Below are 16445 nucleotides of genomic sequence, written 5' to 3'. Positions count from 1 at the left end.
GACGTGTGAGATCCAGGCACCCGGCGACGCGACGGACAATGCTCGAGCCGCCGTTTCCAACTCGAAGCGCCACTCCACGGGCCGGTAGAGACCCCTGCTGATCTGCCGGATATCCGACTGTCTGAGTCTGTTTTTGGGCACTCCCCAGGACCGGGCGTCAGCGACAGTGAAGGGTGCTGTGCCGAGTGGCCCGGGAAGCTCCGTTCGCATTCTCATGCTGGAATTGTGAACCCATTCAGGTAACCGTGCAGGAGTTATCCACAGTTGCCCGGGAATGGCCCGTAGCGGTAGTCACCGGTTCCGACGTCCCTTGGCGGGTGGGTCGCGGGATGTGAGGGAGGGTTGGCGGGTGGGCTGCGGGATGTGAGGGAGGGTTGGCGGGTGGGCTGCGGGATGTGAGGGAGGGTCTAGAAGAGGCCGACCGGGTTGCCGTCGGCGTCAACGTCCATCCGCATCGCCGCAGGAACTCTGGGCAGCCCCGGCATGGTCATGACCGCTCCGGTGAGGGCCACGATGAAGCCCGCGCCGGTCTTCGGAATGAGGTCGCGGACGTGCACGGTGAAACCCTTGGGGGCGCCCAGCTTGCTCGCGTCATCGCTGAAGGAATACTGCGTCTTCGCCATGCAGACCGGGAAACCGGACCAGCCGTTTTTCTCGATCTCCGCGAGCCGCTTGAGCGCAGGGACAGAGAAATCAACCCCGTCGGCGCCGTAGATTTCCTGCACGATCGTCCGGATCTTGTCCTCCACCGACATCTCCAGCGGATACAGGTGCCGGAAGGTGTGCGGGGCGTCGATCGCGGCGGCGACCCTGGCCGCAAGCTCGTCGCCGCCGTCGCCACCACCCCCGCGGCCCCAGACGTCGGCCACCGCCGCCTGGACACCCTCCGCGGCGCACCATTCCAGGAGCCAGTCCAGCTCCTCGCGGGTGTCCGTGGCGAATTTGTTGATCGCCACCACCGGGGTGATGCCGAATTTCTCCACATTCCGCACGTGGCGCTGAAGGTTGACGACGCCGGCTGCCAGCGCATCCAGGTTCGGTTCGTTGAGTTGATCCTTCGCGACGCCGCCGTGCATTTTTACAGCGCGCACCGTCGCGACCACCACGACGGCGGAGGGGGCCACATCGGCGACGCGTGACTTGATGTCCATATATTTCTCTGCGCCCAGGTCCGCGCCGAAGCCTGCCTCGGTGACGACGATGTCCGCGAGGCTGCGCGCAGTCTGGGTGGCGATCAGGGAATTGCAGCCATGGGCAATGTTGGCGAACGGTCCGCCGTGCACCAGGGCCGGAGTCCCCGCGATGGTCTGCACCAGGTTCGGCTTGATGGCGTCCTTGAGCAGCATGGTCAGCGCACCCTGGACACCCAGTTCGGCCACCGTGACCGGCTGCCGGTCGTAGGTGTAGCCGAAGGTGATGCGGCCCAGGCGTTCCCGGAGGTCGGAAAGGTTCGTAGCCAGGCAGAAGACGGCCATGATCTCCGAGGCGACGGTGATGTCGAAGCCGTCCTGCCGGGGGATGCCCTGGGCCGGGCCGCCGAGACCGATCACCACCTCCCGCAGTGAACGGTCGTTTATGTCCAGCACGCGCTTGAAGGTCATCCGACGAGGGTCGATGTTCAGCTCGTTGCCCTGGTAGATGTGGTTGTCCACCAGTGCCATCAGGGCGTTGTTCGCCGAGGTGACGGCGTGGAAGTCGCCGGTGAAGTGCAGGTTGATCTCGTCCATCGGCAACACCTGGGAATAGCCGCCGCCGGTGGCGCCGCCCTTCATGCCCAGGACCGGGCCCAGCGAAGGCTCGCGGAGCGCGATCATCACGTTGTGGCCCGCGCGGGCCAGGGAATCCGCCAGTCCCACGGTTGTGGTGGACTTGCCTTCCCCGGCGGGCGTCGGCGACATCGCAGAAACAAGCACCACCTTGCCCGGGGATCGGACCGGCGCCCCGGGCATGGAACCCGCCAGCCGTGCCGGGTCGATCTTCGCCTTATACCGGCCATAGAATTCCAGGGCTTCGGCGTTGATGCCCGCCGCTGCCGCGATCTCCGCTATCGGCCGGATGGTGGCCTTCTGCGCGATCTCCAGATCACTGGGCACCGGGGCACCAGCGGTGGGGGTTCCTGCGGCGGATCCGTCAGTAACGGTGTCAGACATCGTCGTCCTTTGCTTCGTGGCATCGGTGGGTGTTCCGGCCAGTGGTTCGGGCCGGTGTTACCGGCCCGCGGTTCCGGTGGCGGGTGTGTGGCCCAGCGGAATGGTCAGGTTTCCAAAATACTGGCTCAGCGCCGTGTTATAGCTCTCCAACGTGATGGCGGCGGTGCGTTGCCAGCCGAATTCCTGCGCGTGCAAGGCGGCCGCGCGGCCCATGTCCCCGCGGGTCGCAGGATCGTCGTACAGCGCCTCCAGCGCGTCCGCCCAGTCGGCAGCCTTGTGGCCATCGACGAGCAATCCGGTCCTGCCGTCGAAGATGGCACGGGACAGTCCGCCGACCCGGGTGGCGACCACCGGTGTGCCGCAGGCCTGGGCTTCGAGCGCCACGAGACCAAAGGACTCGCTGTAGGAAGGCATCACAACGACGTCCGCGGACCGGTACCAGCCGGCCAGCTCCGGGGCGCTGACCGGCGCGTGGTGCGTGACGACGTCGTCCATCCCGGCCGCGCTGATCAGCGACTTCAAATCGAAGTCCCTGGAGCCGCTGATGGCACCGACGATGGTGAGTTGAAGGTCGATGTCCGGCCGGCGTTCGCGCAACAGGGCGGCGGCCTTGACCAGGATCTGCGGGCCTTTCAGCCGCTGGATGCGCCCGGCGAACAGCAGGTGGAAACGTTCGGGCGGGACGCCGTGGTCCGCACGGGCCCGGCTGCGGAACGCTGGTGTAAAGATGCCCAGGTCCACACCCGGCGGGGCCACATCGATGTGGTCGTTGTCCGCGTTGTAGTGCGAGACCAATTCGGCCGCTTCGGTACCGGTGTTGGCGATCAGCCGGGTGGCGCCGTCGACAATCCGCTGCTCGCCGTCCTCGCGCCGGCGGGGTTCCGGTTGTTCGCCGGCGACCAACAGCAGGTTCTTCACCTTGGCCATGGTGTGCATTGTGTGCACGAGGGGCAGCCCCCACAGGCCGGCGAGCTCAAGCCCGGCGACCCCGGACACCCAGTAGTGCGAATGGATCACGTCGTAGCGGCCGTGCGGCTGCAACTGCCGGATCCGGTCGATTTCGGCAACCATGCTGTGCAGAAGCTCGGGCAGTTCTTCCTTGGGCAGCTTCCGGGCCGGACCGGCCAGGACGTTGTGGACGCAGACGCCGGGGGAGGGATGCTCGACGGCGGCTTGTCCGGCGGACGTGGACCGGGTGAAGATCTCCACTTCGACGCCGGTCTCGGCGAGGGCTGCTGCAAGGGCACGGATGTACACGTTCATGCCCCCAGCGTCGCCGGAGCCGGGCTGCTCCATCGGCGAGGTGTGCAGCGAGAGGAATGCGACGCGGCGGACCAGCGACATTGTTCTCCTCCCCGCTCCGGAACGCATCCCGGCGGACGCGCACCTTGTTCAGCTGGTCCCGGGACACACGTCCGGACCTGTGTTTCGATAAAACACTACTCCTGAAGTTACCGCCGTTTCACAGGCCGGCGGGCGGTGCCGGTCAGAGAGCCTACGGTGCTGCTACCGTGACGACTGTGCGCGCACACGAAACGAGGGATTCCACCGTCCCCGGCTGGGAAATCCGGCCGGCCGCCGCCGGGGATTGGCCCGCGGTCTGGGAAATCGTTGAGCCTGTCGTCAGGGCCGGGGAAACCTTCACCTGGGACCGGACCACTACCGGGCACCAGGCATTTGAACGCTGGTTCCAACAAACGCCCGGCCAGACCTTCGTCGCGGCGGGCCTGGGGGAGCTCGCGGGCGTCATCATGGGCACCGGCGAGCTGCATGCAAACCAGGGCGGCGGCGGAGGCCACGTTGCCAATGCCGGGTACATGGTCCACCCGGACTACCAGGGCAAAGGGGTGGCCCGTTGTGCGCCTATTCGCTGGACGCAGCGCGGGCCGCCGGGTTCCGTGCGATGCAGTTCAACGCCGTGGTGGAAAGCAACGTCAATGCCGTTGCCGCCTGGCAGTCCCTGGGCTTCGAGGTGCTGGCCACCCTCCCGGAAGCGTTCCTGCACCCACGCCTGGGCTACGTCGGACTGCACGTCATGTACCGCAGGCTATAGCGCCGCGGTCTCGGCACTTAATCCCGCCACAGATTCTGCAGTTCCGGAAACGCCCGTTCGTAGCCGGCCAGCAGCCTTCCCGCGAGGTCCCCGGAGTCGAGGTCCCCGGAACCGCCGGGTCCGGAGCCGGCCAGCGGGTGCCTGGCAAAAGCAGCCCGGGCCGCATCCCGGCGCCCGGTTCCGGCGCTCCCGGCGTCCCGGCGGGTGGCGCTCACAACGAGGCGCTCGACGTCCTTGACCTGCTGCAGCAGGGCCAGTTGCGCCGGTGCCGGGCGTTCCTGCTGAAGGGGAACAACGCCGTCGGGCGTTACCTGGCAGGGGACCTCGACGACGGCGTCCGCGGGCAGTCCCGGAATAGCCGCGATCCGGCCCGCTGCCGGATCGCCGCAGGTGTTGCGGGTATTGAGGATCAGCTCCGCCGGGCCGCCGCCGGAGAGGGCGCGCATCACGGCGAGGGCAACCCGTTCGTAGCCGCCGCCGGCCAAATCCGTTTCATCCCGGCGCTCGCCGGCGGATCGGGCCTCGGCGAGGTAGCCTTCCTCACGGGATCGGCGCGCGGCGTCCCAGAGCCGGTAGGCGTCCTGGCCGGCGGCCGCGAGCCGCGGATACAGTTCGGACTGCTGCCGTTCGATGGACTCGCCGCGGGTCGTGGCGGCGGACCTGATGCCGGCCAGGGCGCGGCCGGTCTCGTAGTAGTAGTAGAGGTATTCGTTCGGCAGGCATCCCAGTTCCGCAAGGAAAGGTTGCCCAAACAGGCGTCCTTCCTCGAAACCGGCCAAACCGTCTGCATCGGCCAGCAGTCCCGGAAGCATGTCCTGGCCGCCGGACTCCAGACGGTAGAGCCAGCCCAGGTGGTTGAGGCCGTAGTACCCGACGCCGTCGAGCGTCCCCGCGGGCAGTGCGACGCCCGCGGCACCCGCAGCCCGGTGCACCAGCCCGCTGGCCGAATCGCAGATGCCGACCACCTTGGGCCCGAGGACCGGCACAAGGGCCTCGGTGACCATGCCCGCCGGATTCGTGAAATTCAGCAGCCACGCGTCAGGACAGTGGCGCCGCATCTGCTCAGCGAGCTCCAGCATGCGCGGAATCGACCGCAACGCGTACGAGATGCCGCCGGCTCCTGTGGTCTCCTGGCCCAGGAGCCCGAGGTCCAGGGCCACCCGCTCGTCGGCGGTTCGCCCGGCCGTCCCGCCGGGACGAATCGCGGCGAACACCAGATCCGTGCCGGACAGCGCCTCGGCCAGGGATGTGGTGGCCCGCACCGCGGGTAAGGTTGCGGTGCCTGGCACGTACGGTGCCGGGTACGAGGCAAGCACCGCACGGATCGCGTCGAGGCGGCCGGGATCGACGTCGTACAGCACCAGTTCCCGGACCAGCCCGGCGAAGGGCCCCGCACAGAGCGCCCGGTAGATCAGCGGTACCCGGAATCCGCCGCCGCCGGCAATCATCAGCCGCATGCCGACAGTCTATGCGCGGAGGGGACCGACTGGACCGGCAGGCGCCTTTCCAGCGGTACCTCGACGGCGTAGGGTGCCAACTATGGACGCGCTTCCGACGCAGCGATTTGATCCGCTTGCCTCCGCCCGTACCCCCGGTGCGGCGGGTTTTGACTTGTTGCTCACGGGGACGGTCTTTCAGGACATCATTTTCACCGGGCTGCCGCACGCCCCCGTCGCCGGCACCGAGATCTGGAGCGACGGGATGGGCAGCTGCCCCGGGGGCGTAGCCAACCAGGCCATCGCCGCGGCACGGCTGGGGCTGCGGACCGGGCTGGCGGCTGCCTTCGGCGATGACGGCTACGGCGACTACAACTGGAAGATACTGGCCGGACAGGAGCACGTGGACTTGTCCTTGTCCCGGCGGGTCGCCGGTTGGCATTCACCGGTCACAGTCTCCCTGAGCGTGGAGCATGACCGGTCCATGGTGACCCACGGGCACCCGGCCCCCGTCAGCTCCAGCGAACTGATCGGCAAGCCGCCGCCAGCGCTCGCCGCCGTCGCGGAGCTCGGCGAGGAAGTGGAGCCGTGGGCAATTGACGCGCACAAAGCCGGGGTCCGGCTGTTCGGCGACGTCGGCTGGGATCCCACCGGCGCCTGGTCCTCCTCCCGGCTGGACAACCTGAAGTATTTCCACGCCTTTTTGCCCAACCAGCACGAAGCCATGGCTTTCACCCGCCATGACAACCCGTGGGCCGCACTCTACGCCCTGGCGGACAAGGTGCCGGTCGCCGTCGTGACCCTTGGATCCCAGGGGGCGATGGCGGTGGACTCCGAAACGGGCGAGGAGGAGTGGGTGCCGTCGCTGCCCGTGTCCGCGTTCGACCCGACCGGTGCGGGGGACTGCTTCGGAGCCGCCTTCATCGTCGGTTGCCTGGCCGGCTGGCCGCTGGGTGACAGGTTGAGGTTTGCCAATCTCTGCGCGGCCCTGGCAGTGCAGGAGGTCGGCGGCTCGCTGGCGGCGCCCGGTTGGGGGGACATCGCCGACTGGTGGCAGCGGGCCAACGCCCGCAAGGAACGCCAGTCCAGCCAGTGGATGCGGCGCTACCGTTTTCTGGAGGACATCATCCGGGACGTACCGCCGGAGGCGCAGCGGCGGGCGACGGCGACCATCGCCCACCTCTCGGACGCGTAGCGCTGTTCCAACCGGGAGCCCACCAGCGGACATGTCCGCCGGTGGGCTCCCGTCCCGGTGGACATGCTCTCCGTGCGGGCCGGGGAATGGGCATAAACCTGTTGTGCCCAGCGGTGGGTGCTAACAGTGGGCATGTCCCCAGGAGCAGGGCTGCCGCGGGGCCTGAATTAAGCCCCATGCGCGGCCACCCCTAGAATCGTTAAGTGACTTACCCAGCAGCAACAGGTGACTTCCGGCCCGTCCCGGAGGCCCAGCCCGGCCACGCCGAAGAACGCTCGGCCGTAATCGACCTTGCAGCCATCCGGCACAACGTCCGCCGCATCGCAGCCGTAGCATCACCGGCGCGGGTGATGGCAGTGGTCAAAGCCGATGCTTACGGTCACGGCGCCGTTCCGGTGGCCCGTGCTGCCCTTGGCGCCGGCGCCACCTGGCTGGGAACCGCCCATATTTCCGAAGCCCTGGCCCTGCGCGCCGCCGGGATCGAGGCGCCCGTGCTTGCCTGGCTGCACACCCCGGAGAGTAACTTCGCCGCCGCCGTGGCCGCCGGGATTGACATCGGGTGCTCGGGGTGGGATCTAAAGCGCACCGTGGCTGCAGCCCGGGAGCAGGAACGGCCAGCCCGTGTGCACCTAAAAGTGGACACCGGGCTGGGCCGCAACGGGGCAACCATGAGTGCCTGGGACGGTGTGGTCGGCGAAGCCATGGATTACCAAGACCAGGGCCTCCTGCGCGTGGTGGGTATTTTTTCCCATCTGGCCGTCGCCGACGAACCCGAACGGCCGGAAACGGACGAGCAGCTGGCCGCCTTCCGCGAAGCCCTCGCTATCGCCCAGGACGCCGGCGTGGACCCCGAGGTACGGCACCTTGCTAACACCCCGGCCACGCTGTCGCGGCCGGACACACACTTTGACCTGGTCCGCGTGGGCCTGGGCCTCTACGGGCTGTCCCCGTTCGAGGACCAGAGCCCGGAAGAACTGGGCCTGCGCCCCGCCATGACCGTCCGTACGGTGGTCTCGCACTGCAAAGACGTGCCCGCCGGCCAGGGCGTCTCCTACGGGCTGAATTACCGCACCGGCAGCGCCAGCACGCTCGGCCTGATCCCGCTGGGCTACGCCGACGGGGTCCCGCGGATCGCAACCGGCGGACCCGTCCGGGTCCGTGGTGTGAACTACCCCGTGGTGGGACGCATCGCAATGGACCAGATGGTGATCGACCTCGGTCCGCTCAGTGTGTCGGCCGGAGGGACCAGCGTGCTGGGCGCCGAGGCCGTGCTCTTTGGCAACGGTGAGGACGGCGGTCCCACCGCCGAGGACTGGGCCCGGGCCGCCGGCACCAACAATTATGAGATCGTCACGCGGATCAGTCCCCGGGTTCCGCGCCGCTACATCAATGAAATGCCCGGCCGCGAGGGGTCGCAACCGTGAGCGGGGTGCTCTGGGAACGGACCCTGACAGTCCGGAGCGCGGAGGAAACCCACGCCCTTGCCGCCGTCCTCGGTACCCAGCTCCAGGCCGGTGACCTGCTGGTCCTCACCGGCGAGCTCGGAGCGGGAAAAACCACCTTCACCCAAGGCCTCGGCGAGGGACTGGGCGTCCGTGCCGGCATCATCTCACCGACGTTCGTGCTCGTTCGCATCCACCCGAACCTGCCCTCCGGTTCCCGTCCGGGCGGTCCGGACCTGGTGCACGTGGACGCGTACCGGCTGGGTTCCGCGTCGGAAATCGACGACATCGACCTGGAAAACACCATGGACAGCGCCGTCACAGTTGTCGAATGGGGCCGGGACCGGGTGGAACACTTGAGCGAGAGCCGGCTCGAGGTGGATCTGGTCCGCAGCCTCGGCGGCGCCGCTGCGCCACCAGCTGCCGCGTCGGTGCCCGGCCCCGTTGTGCCCGGCCCCGTTGAACCAGACACCCTGGATTTTGACCCTGCGGACAACAATGAACCTCGCACCATCATGATCCGCGGGTTCGGTCCCCGCTGGGTGGACCGGCCCGTGCTGCCCGCTCCCGGCGAGAATCCCGCGCAGCCCCTGCCCACCACCCCGGAAGGGACCTGATGCTGATCCTTGCCATCGACACCTCGGCCGTGGCCAGCGCCGCCCTCGTTTCCGATGACACCCCGGAATCGGTGGTGGCGAGCTTCGCCACACAAGATACCCGCAGCCACGCCGAAGTACTGGCCCCGGGAATCGCGGCGCTCCTTACGGAGGCCGGATTGGACGGCTCCGACGTCGACGCCGTCGTCGTCGGAGTAGGACCGGGTCCGTTCACCGGGCTGCGCTCGGGGATCGTCACGGCCCGCACCCTCTCGTTCGTCTGGGGCAAGCCGCTCCATGGCCTCATGAGCCTTGACGCCATCGCCCTGGAAGTGGCGGAGTCCACGGTCGCGGCGCCGGAGTTCATTGTCGCCACGGATGCCCGGCGCAAAGAGGTCTACTGGGCCCGGTACGCCCTGGCCAGCGGCCAGCTGCCGCAGCTGCTGGACGGCCCGCACGTCGGCTTTGCCGGGGCGCTGCCCGAGCTTCCCGTCTACGGCGCCGGCGCCGGTCTCTATGCAGACCTCGTTAAGGCCGTTCCCGAGTTCAGCTCCCGCCAGCCGGAAGCCCTGTCGCTGGGCCAGTTCGCCCTCGCGCGGCTCGCGGCGGGCGAACAGCTGCTCGACTCCACCCCGCTCTACCTGCGCGAGTCCGACGCCCAGGTACCCGGTCCGCGGAAGAGGGCGCTGTGAACGCCCCGTCCGCTGGCCGCGGTGCGGAACCGGCAGCGCTGCCCGGCGGCGTGAGACTTCGGCTCATGACCGCTGCGGACATTCCCGCAGTGGATGAGCTGGAGCGCCAGCTGTTCCCGGTGGACGCCTGGCCACTGCAGATGTTTGTCGCCGAACTGGCGCAGGCCGGCACCCGGCACTACCTCGTGGCCGAGCGGGCAGGGCAGATTGTGGGCTATGCAGGGCTGATGTGCATCGAGCCGATCGCGGATGTCCAGACCATTGCGGTTGCGCCGGATTACGAGGGCCGGGGCATTGGTTCGGCTTTGCTCACAGCGCTCATCATGGAAAGCCGGCTGCGCCGTGCCGAGGACGTGCTCCTGGAGGTCCGGGCCGACAACCCCCGGGCACAACAGCTCTACCGCCGCTACGGGTTCGAGCAGATCCACCTCCGGGCCCGCTACTACCGCGACGGCGTTGACGCGCTGATCATGCGGCTGCGGCTGACCAGTCCCGAATCCGATGCCACTCCCAGGGAAGCAGCCCGACCATGAACCGCACCACTTATGTCCGGCCGCTGGTCCTGGGCATTGAGTCCTCCTGTGACGAGACCGGCGTCGGGATTGTCCGCGGGACCCGGCTGCTGACCAACACGGTGTCCTCCTCCATGGATGAGCATGTCCGGTTCGGCGGCGTGATCCCCGAGATCGCCTCCCGCGCCCATCTCGATGCCTTCGTCCCCACGCTCCGCGCGGCCCTGGCCGAGGCCGGGGTGACGCTGGAGGACATCGATGCGATCGCCGTGACCTCCGGTCCGGGCCTCGCGGGAGCCCTGATGGTGGGTGTCTGCGCGGCCAAGGCGCTCGCTGTGGCAACGGGCAAACCGCTCTACGCCATCAACCACCTCGTCGCCCATGTCGGCGTCGGCCTGCTCCAGCCGGACGACGGCGGCCCGCAGGCTTTCGCCGGGTCCGCGGCGGCAGCCGGCGGGCGCGGGAGTACCGTGCCGCGAAACGGCCTGCCGGAAAACCTGGGGGCCTTGCTGGTCTCCGGCGGGCACACCGAAATCCTGCGGATCCGGAACATCACCGCGGACGTGGAATTGCTCGGGTCCACGATCGACGACGCCGCCGGCGAGGCTTACGACAAGGTGGCGCGGCTGCTGGGCCTGGGCTATCCGGGCGGACCGGCCATCGACACGCTGGCACGCACCGGCAACGCCAAAGCGATCCGCTTCCCGCGCGGCCTGAGCCAGCCCAAGTACATGGGGTCCGCGGACGAACCCGGCCCGCACCGCTACGACTGGTCGTTCAGCGGACTCAAGACCGCCGTCGCGCGCTGCGTGGAGCAATTCGAGGCACGCGGCGAGACGGTGCCGGTGGCGGACATCGCCGCAGCCTTCCAGGAGGCGGTCGTGGACATCATTACCTCCAAAGCGGTGCTGGCCTGCCGGGAGAACGGCATCACCGACCTCCTGCTGGGCGGCGGCGTGGCGGCAAATTCACGGCTGCGCCAGCTCACGGAACAGCGGTGCAGCGCCGCCGGGATCCGGTTGACCGTCCCGCCGCTTGCCCTGTGCACGGACAACGGCGCCATGGTCGCCGCGCTCGGCGCCCAGCTGGTGATGGCCGGGATCGCGCCAAGCGGCCTCGGTTTCGCCCCGGATTCCTCGATGCCGGTCACCACCGTCTCGGCCTGAGGCCGCCCCGGCGCGGCCCCGGCTCTACGCTTCGGGGCCCTGGCGCATCTGCTGGACCAGGTCCAGTACGACGGCGCGCAGGTCCCCGCCGTGCTCTGCCGCCACGCGCCGCTGCCGCTGGTATCCGGCGCCGCGCTCAACGATCTTCAGGACGTCCGCCAGCTCCGCAGCGCAGCCCAGCTTCTCGGCGACGGGCCGGAGCCGTGCGACAGTTTCGCGGATGTGGTCCGTAACAAGCTGCTCGTTCCCCTCCGCGTCCAGGATGATGATGGCGTCCAGGCCGTAGCGGGCGGCACGCCACTTGTTCTCCTGGACATGCCAGGGCGGCATGGTGGGAATGGTGCCGCCGTTGTCCAGTGTCGTTGAAAACTCATCAACGAGGCATTGGGTCAGCGCTGCGACGGCGCCGACTTCCTCCAGGGTTGCCAGGCCGTCACAGATCCGCATCTCGATGGTGCCAAAATGAGGGACGGGCCGGATATCCCAGCGGATTTCGGAGAGCGAGTCGATCACGCCGGTGGTGGACATGTCCTGTGCGTACGATTCGAAGTCCGCCCAGTTGGCGAATTGGAAAGGCAACCCCGCGGTCGGCAGTTGCTGGAACATCAGGGCACGCTGGGAGGCGTAACCGGTGTCTTCGCCGCCCCAGAACGGGCTGGAGGCGGAGAGCGCCTGGAAGTGCGGGAAATAGTTCACCAAGCCGTCCAGTACCGGCAACACCTTGTCCCGGCTGTCCAGGCCGACATGCACGTGGACGCCGTAGATCACCATCTGGCGGCCCCACCACTGTGTGCGGTCAATGAGCTTGGCGTAACGCTCTTTGTCTGTCACCGGTTGCAGCTGCGGCGGGCTGAAGGGGTGGCTGCCCGCGCAGAAGATTTCAACGCCCATCGGATCGGTGACTTCACGGACTGCGGCGAGGGAACTGGTCAGGTCCGCTTTCGCTTCCGCCACGGTGTTGCAGATCCCGGTGACCAGCTCCACGGTGTTCAGCAGCAACTCCTGCTTGATGTGGGGGTGCTCGTCATCCTCGTTCAGTTCGGGGTGCCGCGCAGCGACGCCGCGGAGCACCTCTTTGGCGACGGAGGCCAACTCCCCGGTTTCCGCATCCACGAGGGCTAGTTCCCATTCCACACCAAGAGTTGATTGCCTGGATGAAGCGAAATCAATCTTCATGTGGTCCCTTCACTGTTCTGCTGTCCGTTTCCCTGCCCCGACCGGCAACGTCGTGGGCGGATGTGCCGGACAGTTGGCGAGGCAACGGTGCCTCAAGTCTAGTGCAGGGGTAACATCGGACCGGTGGCAAGACTGCAGCGAAAACGTGAAAGTGTTCACAGAAGTACGCGGAAGGCCGCCTTGGTCCCGGCCGTCGTCCTGCTTGTGCTCGGAACCTCCTCTTGCTCCGGGCCGCCGGCGCCGCCGCCCTCCGGAGCGGCGCAAACCGCCGCACCATCCGGACCGGCACAGCCGAGCGGCGGCACTGCCGCGCCGCTGCCCGATAGTCAGGATGCCGCCGCCCTGGCCGGGACACGCCCGCTCGGATGGGGACCGCAGGAACGGGACGCGGCCGATGCGGCGCGGGCTGTTGCCGCCATGAGCACCGAAGAGATGGCGGGCCAGGTTCTGCTGCCGTTTTTTCCCGGACTCGACCATACCGCCCATGCCGCGGTCATCGAGCGCCTGCACCTGGCCGGTTCCATCATCATGGGGGACAACGTTCCGGGGACCGCAGACGGAAGCGTTGACACCACAGCCATGCAGGCCGCCGCCGGCCAGCTCCAGGCCGCGGCCCGCGCCGGCGGCCGCAGCTGGCCCGGCCTGATCGGCGTCGACCAGGAGGGCGGAAAGGTGGCACGGCTCAGGGCGCCGCTGACCGAATGGCCCGCCCCGATGAGCTACGGCGCGGCGGGAAGTGCGCCCCTCGCCGGAGAGGCCGGCGGGGCCATGGCAGCTGAACTGGCGGCACTGGGCTTCAACACCGACTTTGCCCCGTCGGCCGACGTCACCATGGGCCCGGCCGATCCTGCCATCGGCGCGCGCTCCATGTCCGGCAACGCCGACGCCGCAGCCGCCTACAGTGTCGCCTTTTCCCAAGGAATGCTGGCCGGGGGGCTGCTGCCGGCCGCCAAGCATTTCCCCGGCCACGGCTCCGTCACCGTGGATTCCCACGCCGGGCTGCCCGTCCAGGATGCCAGCCTGGATGCACTCCGCGCCAAGGACCTGCGGCCCTTCCAATCTGTCGTTGACGCCGGGCTGCCGATGGTCATGACCGGCCACATTGCCGTGACGGCGCTTGATCCCGGGGTCCCGGCCTCCGTCTCCAAGGCGGCCTACGCGGAACTTCGCCGGATGGGATTCAAAGGTGTTGCCATCACCGACGCGCTAAACATGGCGGCGATCCAGGACCGGTACCCCAACGACTCCGCCGCTCCGCTGGCCCTCGCCGCTGGCGCTGACCTGCTGCTGATGCCCGCCGACGTCGAGGCGGCCCACGCCGCGATCGTCGGCGCCGTGCGCAGCGGTGCGCTGCCGCCGGCACGGCTCGCGGAGGCCGCGCAGCGTGTAGTTACCATGATGATCTGGCGCGGCCGCACCGGACAGGGCCCCGGCACGGCGCCCGGGAGCGGCAGCGAACTCTCGCAAAAGGTCTCCCGGGCCGCCATCACCGTGCTCGCCGGGCCCTGCCGCGGTCCGATCGTGCCGGCCAGCGTCCGTGTGGCCGGCGGTTCGGCGCAGGACCGCTCGCGCTTCGCCGCATCCGCGAGCAAGGCCGGCATCAGCATCGGCGAGGGCCCGCTCGTCCGGCTGATCGGTGCCGGACCACAGCCGCCTGCACCGGAGGCGGCAGCCGAGGTGGCGGTGGCCCTCGATGCGCCCTGGCCGCTGGCCGACGTCACGGCCCGCAGCAGAATCGCGGTCTACGGACGCAGCCAGGGCGCGTTCGACGCGCTGGCCTCGGTTCTTGCCGGGACTGCCACGGCCCCCGGCAAACTTCCGGTCGACGTTGGGTCCCAGCCCGCGGGCACCGGCTGTGACTGATGCCGGCCCCGGCCGGGACCGGCCTGTCGTTTAATGGAAGGGTGCCCATCCTGAATAAAGACATGACCTTGTGCATCTCCCTCTCGGCCCGGCCGAGCAACAACGGGACGCGCTTCCACAACCACCTGTATGACCAGCTTGGCCTGAACTGGATCTACAAGGCCTTCGCCCCCACCGACCTCGCCCAGGCCATCGCCGGCGTGCGTGGCCTGGGAATCCGCGGCTGTGCCGTGTCCATGCCGTACAAGGAAGACGTGACGGCGCTCGTGGATGTGATGGACCCGTCGGCGAAAGCCATCGATTCGGTCAATACCATCGTCAACGACGGCGGCACCCTGACCGCCTACAACACCGACTACACGGCGATCGAGCAGTTGCTGCAGCGCAACGCAGTACCCGCCTCCTACGCGGTGTGGTTGTTGGGTGCCGGCGGCATGGCGAAGGCCACCGCCGCCGCCCTGCGTGATGCCGGGTTCCGCGACGTCACAGTGATCGCGCGCAGTGAGGAGGCGGGGCGGGCGCTCGCAGGGCTTTATGGCTTCGCCTGGCGCGCCGACGTCGATCCCGCCGGCGCGGGGGCGGCGGACATGATCATCAACGTCACCCCGATTGGTATGGCCGGAGGGCCGGACGCCGGGGCGCTATCCTTCCCGCAGGAGGTTTTGGACGCCGCGACGGTGGTCTTCGACGTCGTCGCGCTGCCCGCCGAGACCCCGCTGATCAAGGCCGGCCGTGCAGCCGGTAAGACGGTCATCACCGGTGCGCAGGTGGCGACAATCCAGGCGCTGGAGCAGTTTGTGCTCTACACCGGGATCCGGCCCACTGACGAGCAGGTCCACGCAGCCGAGGCTTTTATGCGGGATCAGTAGGCGCTCGGAATCCGGCGGTGAGTCACTGGACCGGCTCGACCGAAATGGCCACCCGCTCCTCGCCGATCCTGGTGAGGACCAGGGTGGCCGCCTTCTTTCCCTTGTTCTTGGCACTGCCTGATTTACCCCCGGGGAGCAGTTGTTTGCGCAGCTCCTCCGGAGTGACAGCGGTGCCGCGCTTTTTGATGTCCAGCACTCCGATGCCCTGGTCCCTGACCCAGGCCTTGAGCGCCTTGACGTTGTAGGGCATCACGTCCAGGACTTTGAACGCCCGGGCAAAAGGGGTGTCCAGAAGTTCGGGCGCGCAGATGTAAGCGATGTGCTCGTCCACGAGGTGGCCGCCCAGCTGGAGTGCGACGTCGGCCACCAGACCGGCTCGGATGACGGCGCCGTCGGGTTCGTAAAGGTAGCCCTCAACCGGGCCGATCGGGGCGACCGGTCCGCCGTTGAAATCCTCGGCGCTGCTGAGCTCCGCGGCCCCAGCAGGCCCGAGCAGGAGGGCTGCCCGCCGGATCCCCGGGCGCCGGAGCGCATTGAACCACAGTGCGACTTCGGTGACGTCCCCGCCGACCGAGACCCACTGGGCCTCGCAATTGCCGGGTACCGAGTCGTGCGGCATGCCCGGGCCCATCTTCACACCCACCGCCATGCCGGCGCCGGCAAGGGACTCAACAAAGGACAGCGGCGGGGAGAAGTCCTCCGGGTCCCAGAGGCGCTTTGTGCCCGAGGTGGAGGTGGTCCGGCGTGCTGGGTCCAGCCAGACGCCGTCTATTCCCTCGAGGGAAACCGACGTCGCGTCGGAGTGCAGCACTGTGGCGTTCCGGAACGGGATCAGGTTCATCGTGGCGCAGGCCGCCGTCGTCTCGTCCCGCTCCACTGCCGTGACCGTGATGTCCAGCGATGCAAGCGCCATGGAATCGGCGCCGAGGCCGCAGCCGAGATCTGCTGCATGCCGAACGCCTGCCGCCGCGAAGCGCTGCGCGTGCCGCGCCGCCACGGTCAGCCGGGTGGCCTGTTCCAAACCGGCTTGGGTGAAAATCATCTGCCGGGCGAACTCGCCGAACTTGGCTTCGGCCTTGGTCCGCAGCCGGGACTGGGTGAGCACGGCAGAGACGAGTTCGGGGGAGTGGCCGGCCTTCCGCAGGGTTGCGTTGAGGCGGAACGCCTCGTCCTCGCGGTACGCGCCCAGTGACGCCAGCAGCTCCCAGCCTGCGGGGTTGAGGAGCGGGGCGATCTGGTCCTGCGGTGCGTCAGCCATGGGATCAAGCCTAGTTCAGGCAGTCGAGGCGCCGTGC

The 16445-nt window shown here is 68.4% G+C and carries 14 protein-coding genes and 1 pseudogene; 10 read left to right on the top strand and 5 right to left on the bottom strand.

What is annotated here, in order from left to right:
- Window positions 1-407: 407 nt before the first annotated feature.
- Together QI450_RS12210 and mshA are read right to left on the bottom strand one after the other, a co-directional pair.
- Window positions 408-2150 carry a formate--tetrahydrofolate ligase gene (locus tag QI450_RS12210; RefSeq protein ID WP_226774022.1) on the bottom strand — a complete coding sequence of 581 codons (1743 nt, stop codon included), beginning with the start codon at window positions 2148-2150 and terminating at the stop codon, window positions 408-410.
- A gap of 57 nt (window positions 2151-2207) precedes the next feature.
- On the bottom strand, window positions 2208-3494 hold the full coding sequence (gene mshA, locus QI450_RS12205; RefSeq protein ID WP_226774021.1) for a D-inositol-3-phosphate glycosyltransferase: 1287 nt from the start codon (window positions 3492-3494) through the stop codon (window positions 2208-2210).
- Between mshA and QI450_RS12200 the strand changes: the two are divergent.
- Window positions 3470-3946 (top strand): annotated as a pseudogene (locus QI450_RS12200) (hypothetical protein); the annotation flags it as partial. The gene mshA and the pseudogene QI450_RS12200 overlap by 25 nt on opposite strands.
- A 59-nt stretch (window positions 3947-4005) precedes the next feature.
- Window positions 4006-4203 (top strand): hypothetical protein, encoded by a 198-nt coding sequence (locus QI450_RS12195; RefSeq protein ID WP_226774027.1) that lies wholly within the window; start codon window positions 4006-4008, stop codon window positions 4201-4203.
- 17 nt (window positions 4204-4220) lie between these two features.
- Here the strand turns inward: QI450_RS12195 and QI450_RS12190 are convergent, their stop codons facing one another.
- Window positions 4221-5660, bottom strand: coding sequence for a 6-phospho-beta-glucosidase (locus tag QI450_RS12190; protein ID WP_226774020.1), 1440 nt, complete (start codon window positions 5658-5660; stop codon window positions 4221-4223).
- An 82-nt stretch (window positions 5661-5742) separates the two neighbouring features.
- Between QI450_RS12190 and QI450_RS12185 the strand changes: the two genes are divergently transcribed.
- The 6 genes from QI450_RS12185 (at window position 5743) to tsaD (ending at window position 11242) form a co-directional block, all read left to right on the top strand.
- On the top strand, window positions 5743-6834 hold the full coding sequence (locus QI450_RS12185; RefSeq protein ID WP_226774019.1) for a carbohydrate kinase family protein: 1092 nt from the start codon (window positions 5743-5745) through the stop codon (window positions 6832-6834).
- A gap of 203 nt (window positions 6835-7037) precedes the next feature.
- Window positions 7038-8258, top strand: a complete 1221-nt coding sequence (gene alr, locus QI450_RS12180) for an alanine racemase (protein ID WP_226774018.1) — start codon at window positions 7038-7040, stop codon at window positions 8256-8258.
- Window positions 8255-8893 (top strand): tRNA (adenosine(37)-N6)-threonylcarbamoyltransferase complex ATPase subunit type 1 TsaE, encoded by a 639-nt coding sequence (gene tsaE / locus QI450_RS12175; RefSeq protein WP_226774017.1) that lies wholly within the window; start codon window positions 8255-8257, stop codon window positions 8891-8893. Before alr ends, tsaE begins: the two co-directional genes overlap by 4 nt.
- On the top strand, window positions 8893-9564 hold the full coding sequence (tsaB, locus tag QI450_RS12170) for a tRNA (adenosine(37)-N6)-threonylcarbamoyltransferase complex dimerization subunit type 1 TsaB (protein ID WP_226774016.1): 672 nt from the start codon (window positions 8893-8895) through the stop codon (window positions 9562-9564). Before tsaE ends, tsaB begins: the two co-directional genes overlap by 1 nt.
- 65 nt (window positions 9565-9629) lie before the next feature.
- The gene (gene rimI / locus QI450_RS12165) at window positions 9630-10097 is read left to right on the top strand and encodes a ribosomal protein S18-alanine N-acetyltransferase (RefSeq protein WP_226774015.1); all 468 of its coding nucleotides are present in this window, start codon (window positions 9630-9632) and stop codon (window positions 10095-10097) included.
- Window positions 10094-11242, top strand: coding sequence for a tRNA (adenosine(37)-N6)-threonylcarbamoyltransferase complex transferase subunit TsaD (tsaD, locus tag QI450_RS12160; RefSeq protein ID WP_226774014.1), 1149 nt, complete (start codon window positions 10094-10096; stop codon window positions 11240-11242). Before rimI ends, tsaD begins: the two co-directional genes overlap by 4 nt.
- 24 nt (window positions 11243-11266) lie before the next feature.
- On the opposite strand, the gene QI450_RS12155 is transcribed toward tsaD, so the two are convergent.
- On the bottom strand, window positions 11267-12418 hold the full coding sequence (locus tag QI450_RS12155) for a glutamate--cysteine ligase (protein ID WP_226774013.1): 1152 nt from the start codon (window positions 12416-12418) through the stop codon (window positions 11267-11269).
- Between the two features lie 417 nt (window positions 12419-12835).
- Between QI450_RS12155 and QI450_RS12150 the strand changes: the two genes are divergently transcribed.
- Together QI450_RS12150 and QI450_RS12145 are read left to right on the top strand one after the other, a co-directional pair.
- On the top strand, window positions 12836-14281 hold the full coding sequence (locus QI450_RS12150) for a glycoside hydrolase family 3 N-terminal domain-containing protein (RefSeq protein ID WP_226774012.1): 1446 nt from the start codon (window positions 12836-12838) through the stop codon (window positions 14279-14281).
- A gap of 41 nt (window positions 14282-14322) precedes the next feature.
- Complete coding sequence (locus QI450_RS12145) at window positions 14323-15150, top strand: shikimate 5-dehydrogenase (RefSeq protein ID WP_282468019.1); 828 nt, start codon at window positions 14323-14325, stop codon at window positions 15148-15150.
- A 22-nt stretch (window positions 15151-15172) separates the two neighbouring features.
- Here QI450_RS12145 and QI450_RS12140 read toward each other — a convergent pair whose 3' ends face one another.
- Complete coding sequence (locus tag QI450_RS12140; protein WP_226774011.1) at window positions 15173-16408, bottom strand: class I SAM-dependent methyltransferase; 1236 nt, start codon at window positions 16406-16408, stop codon at window positions 15173-15175.
- Between the last annotated feature and the right edge of the window lie 37 nt (window positions 16409-16445).

It is taken from the genome of Arthrobacter sp. EM1 (assembly GCF_029964055.1).
Classification (GTDB): Bacteria; Actinomycetota; Actinomycetes; order Actinomycetales; family Micrococcaceae; genus Arthrobacter.
Note: the sequence above shows the minus strand (reverse complement) of the source record. Positions and strands in the feature narration are given on the sequence as shown.

What these genes read in the sequence shown, in the direction of transcription:
- QI450_RS12210 (WP_226774022.1), bottom strand. Translation starts at nt 2,150, where the DNA reads ATGTCTGACACCGTTACTGACGGATCCGCCGCAGGAACCCCCACCGCT.
- mshA (WP_226774021.1), bottom strand. Translation starts at nt 3,494, where the DNA reads ATGTCGCTGGTCCGCCGCGTCGCATTCCTCTCGCTGCACACCTCGCCG.
- QI450_RS12190 (WP_226774020.1), bottom strand. Translation starts at nt 5,660, where the DNA reads ATGCGGCTGATGATTGCCGGCGGCGGCGGATTCCGGGTACCGCTGATC.
- QI450_RS12185 (WP_226774019.1), top strand. Translation starts at nt 5,743, where the DNA reads ATGGACGCGCTTCCGACGCAGCGATTTGATCCGCTTGCCTCCGCCCGT.
- tsaB (WP_226774016.1), top strand. Translation starts at nt 8,893, where the DNA reads ATGCTGATCCTTGCCATCGACACCTCGGCCGTGGCCAGCGCCGCCCTC.
- rimI (WP_226774015.1), top strand. Translation starts at nt 9,630, where the DNA reads ATGACCGCTGCGGACATTCCCGCAGTGGATGAGCTGGAGCGCCAGCTG.
- tsaD (WP_226774014.1), top strand. Translation starts at nt 10,094, where the DNA reads ATGAACCGCACCACTTATGTCCGGCCGCTGGTCCTGGGCATTGAGTCC.
- QI450_RS12155 (WP_226774013.1), bottom strand. Translation starts at nt 12,418, where the DNA reads ATGAAGATTGATTTCGCTTCATCCAGGCAATCAACTCTTGGTGTGGAA.
- QI450_RS12150 (WP_226774012.1), top strand. Translation starts at nt 12,836, where the DNA reads ATGAGCACCGAAGAGATGGCGGGCCAGGTTCTGCTGCCGTTTTTTCCC.
- QI450_RS12140 (WP_226774011.1), bottom strand. Translation starts at nt 16,408, where the DNA reads ATGGCTGACGCACCGCAGGACCAGATCGCCCCGCTCCTCAACCCCGCA.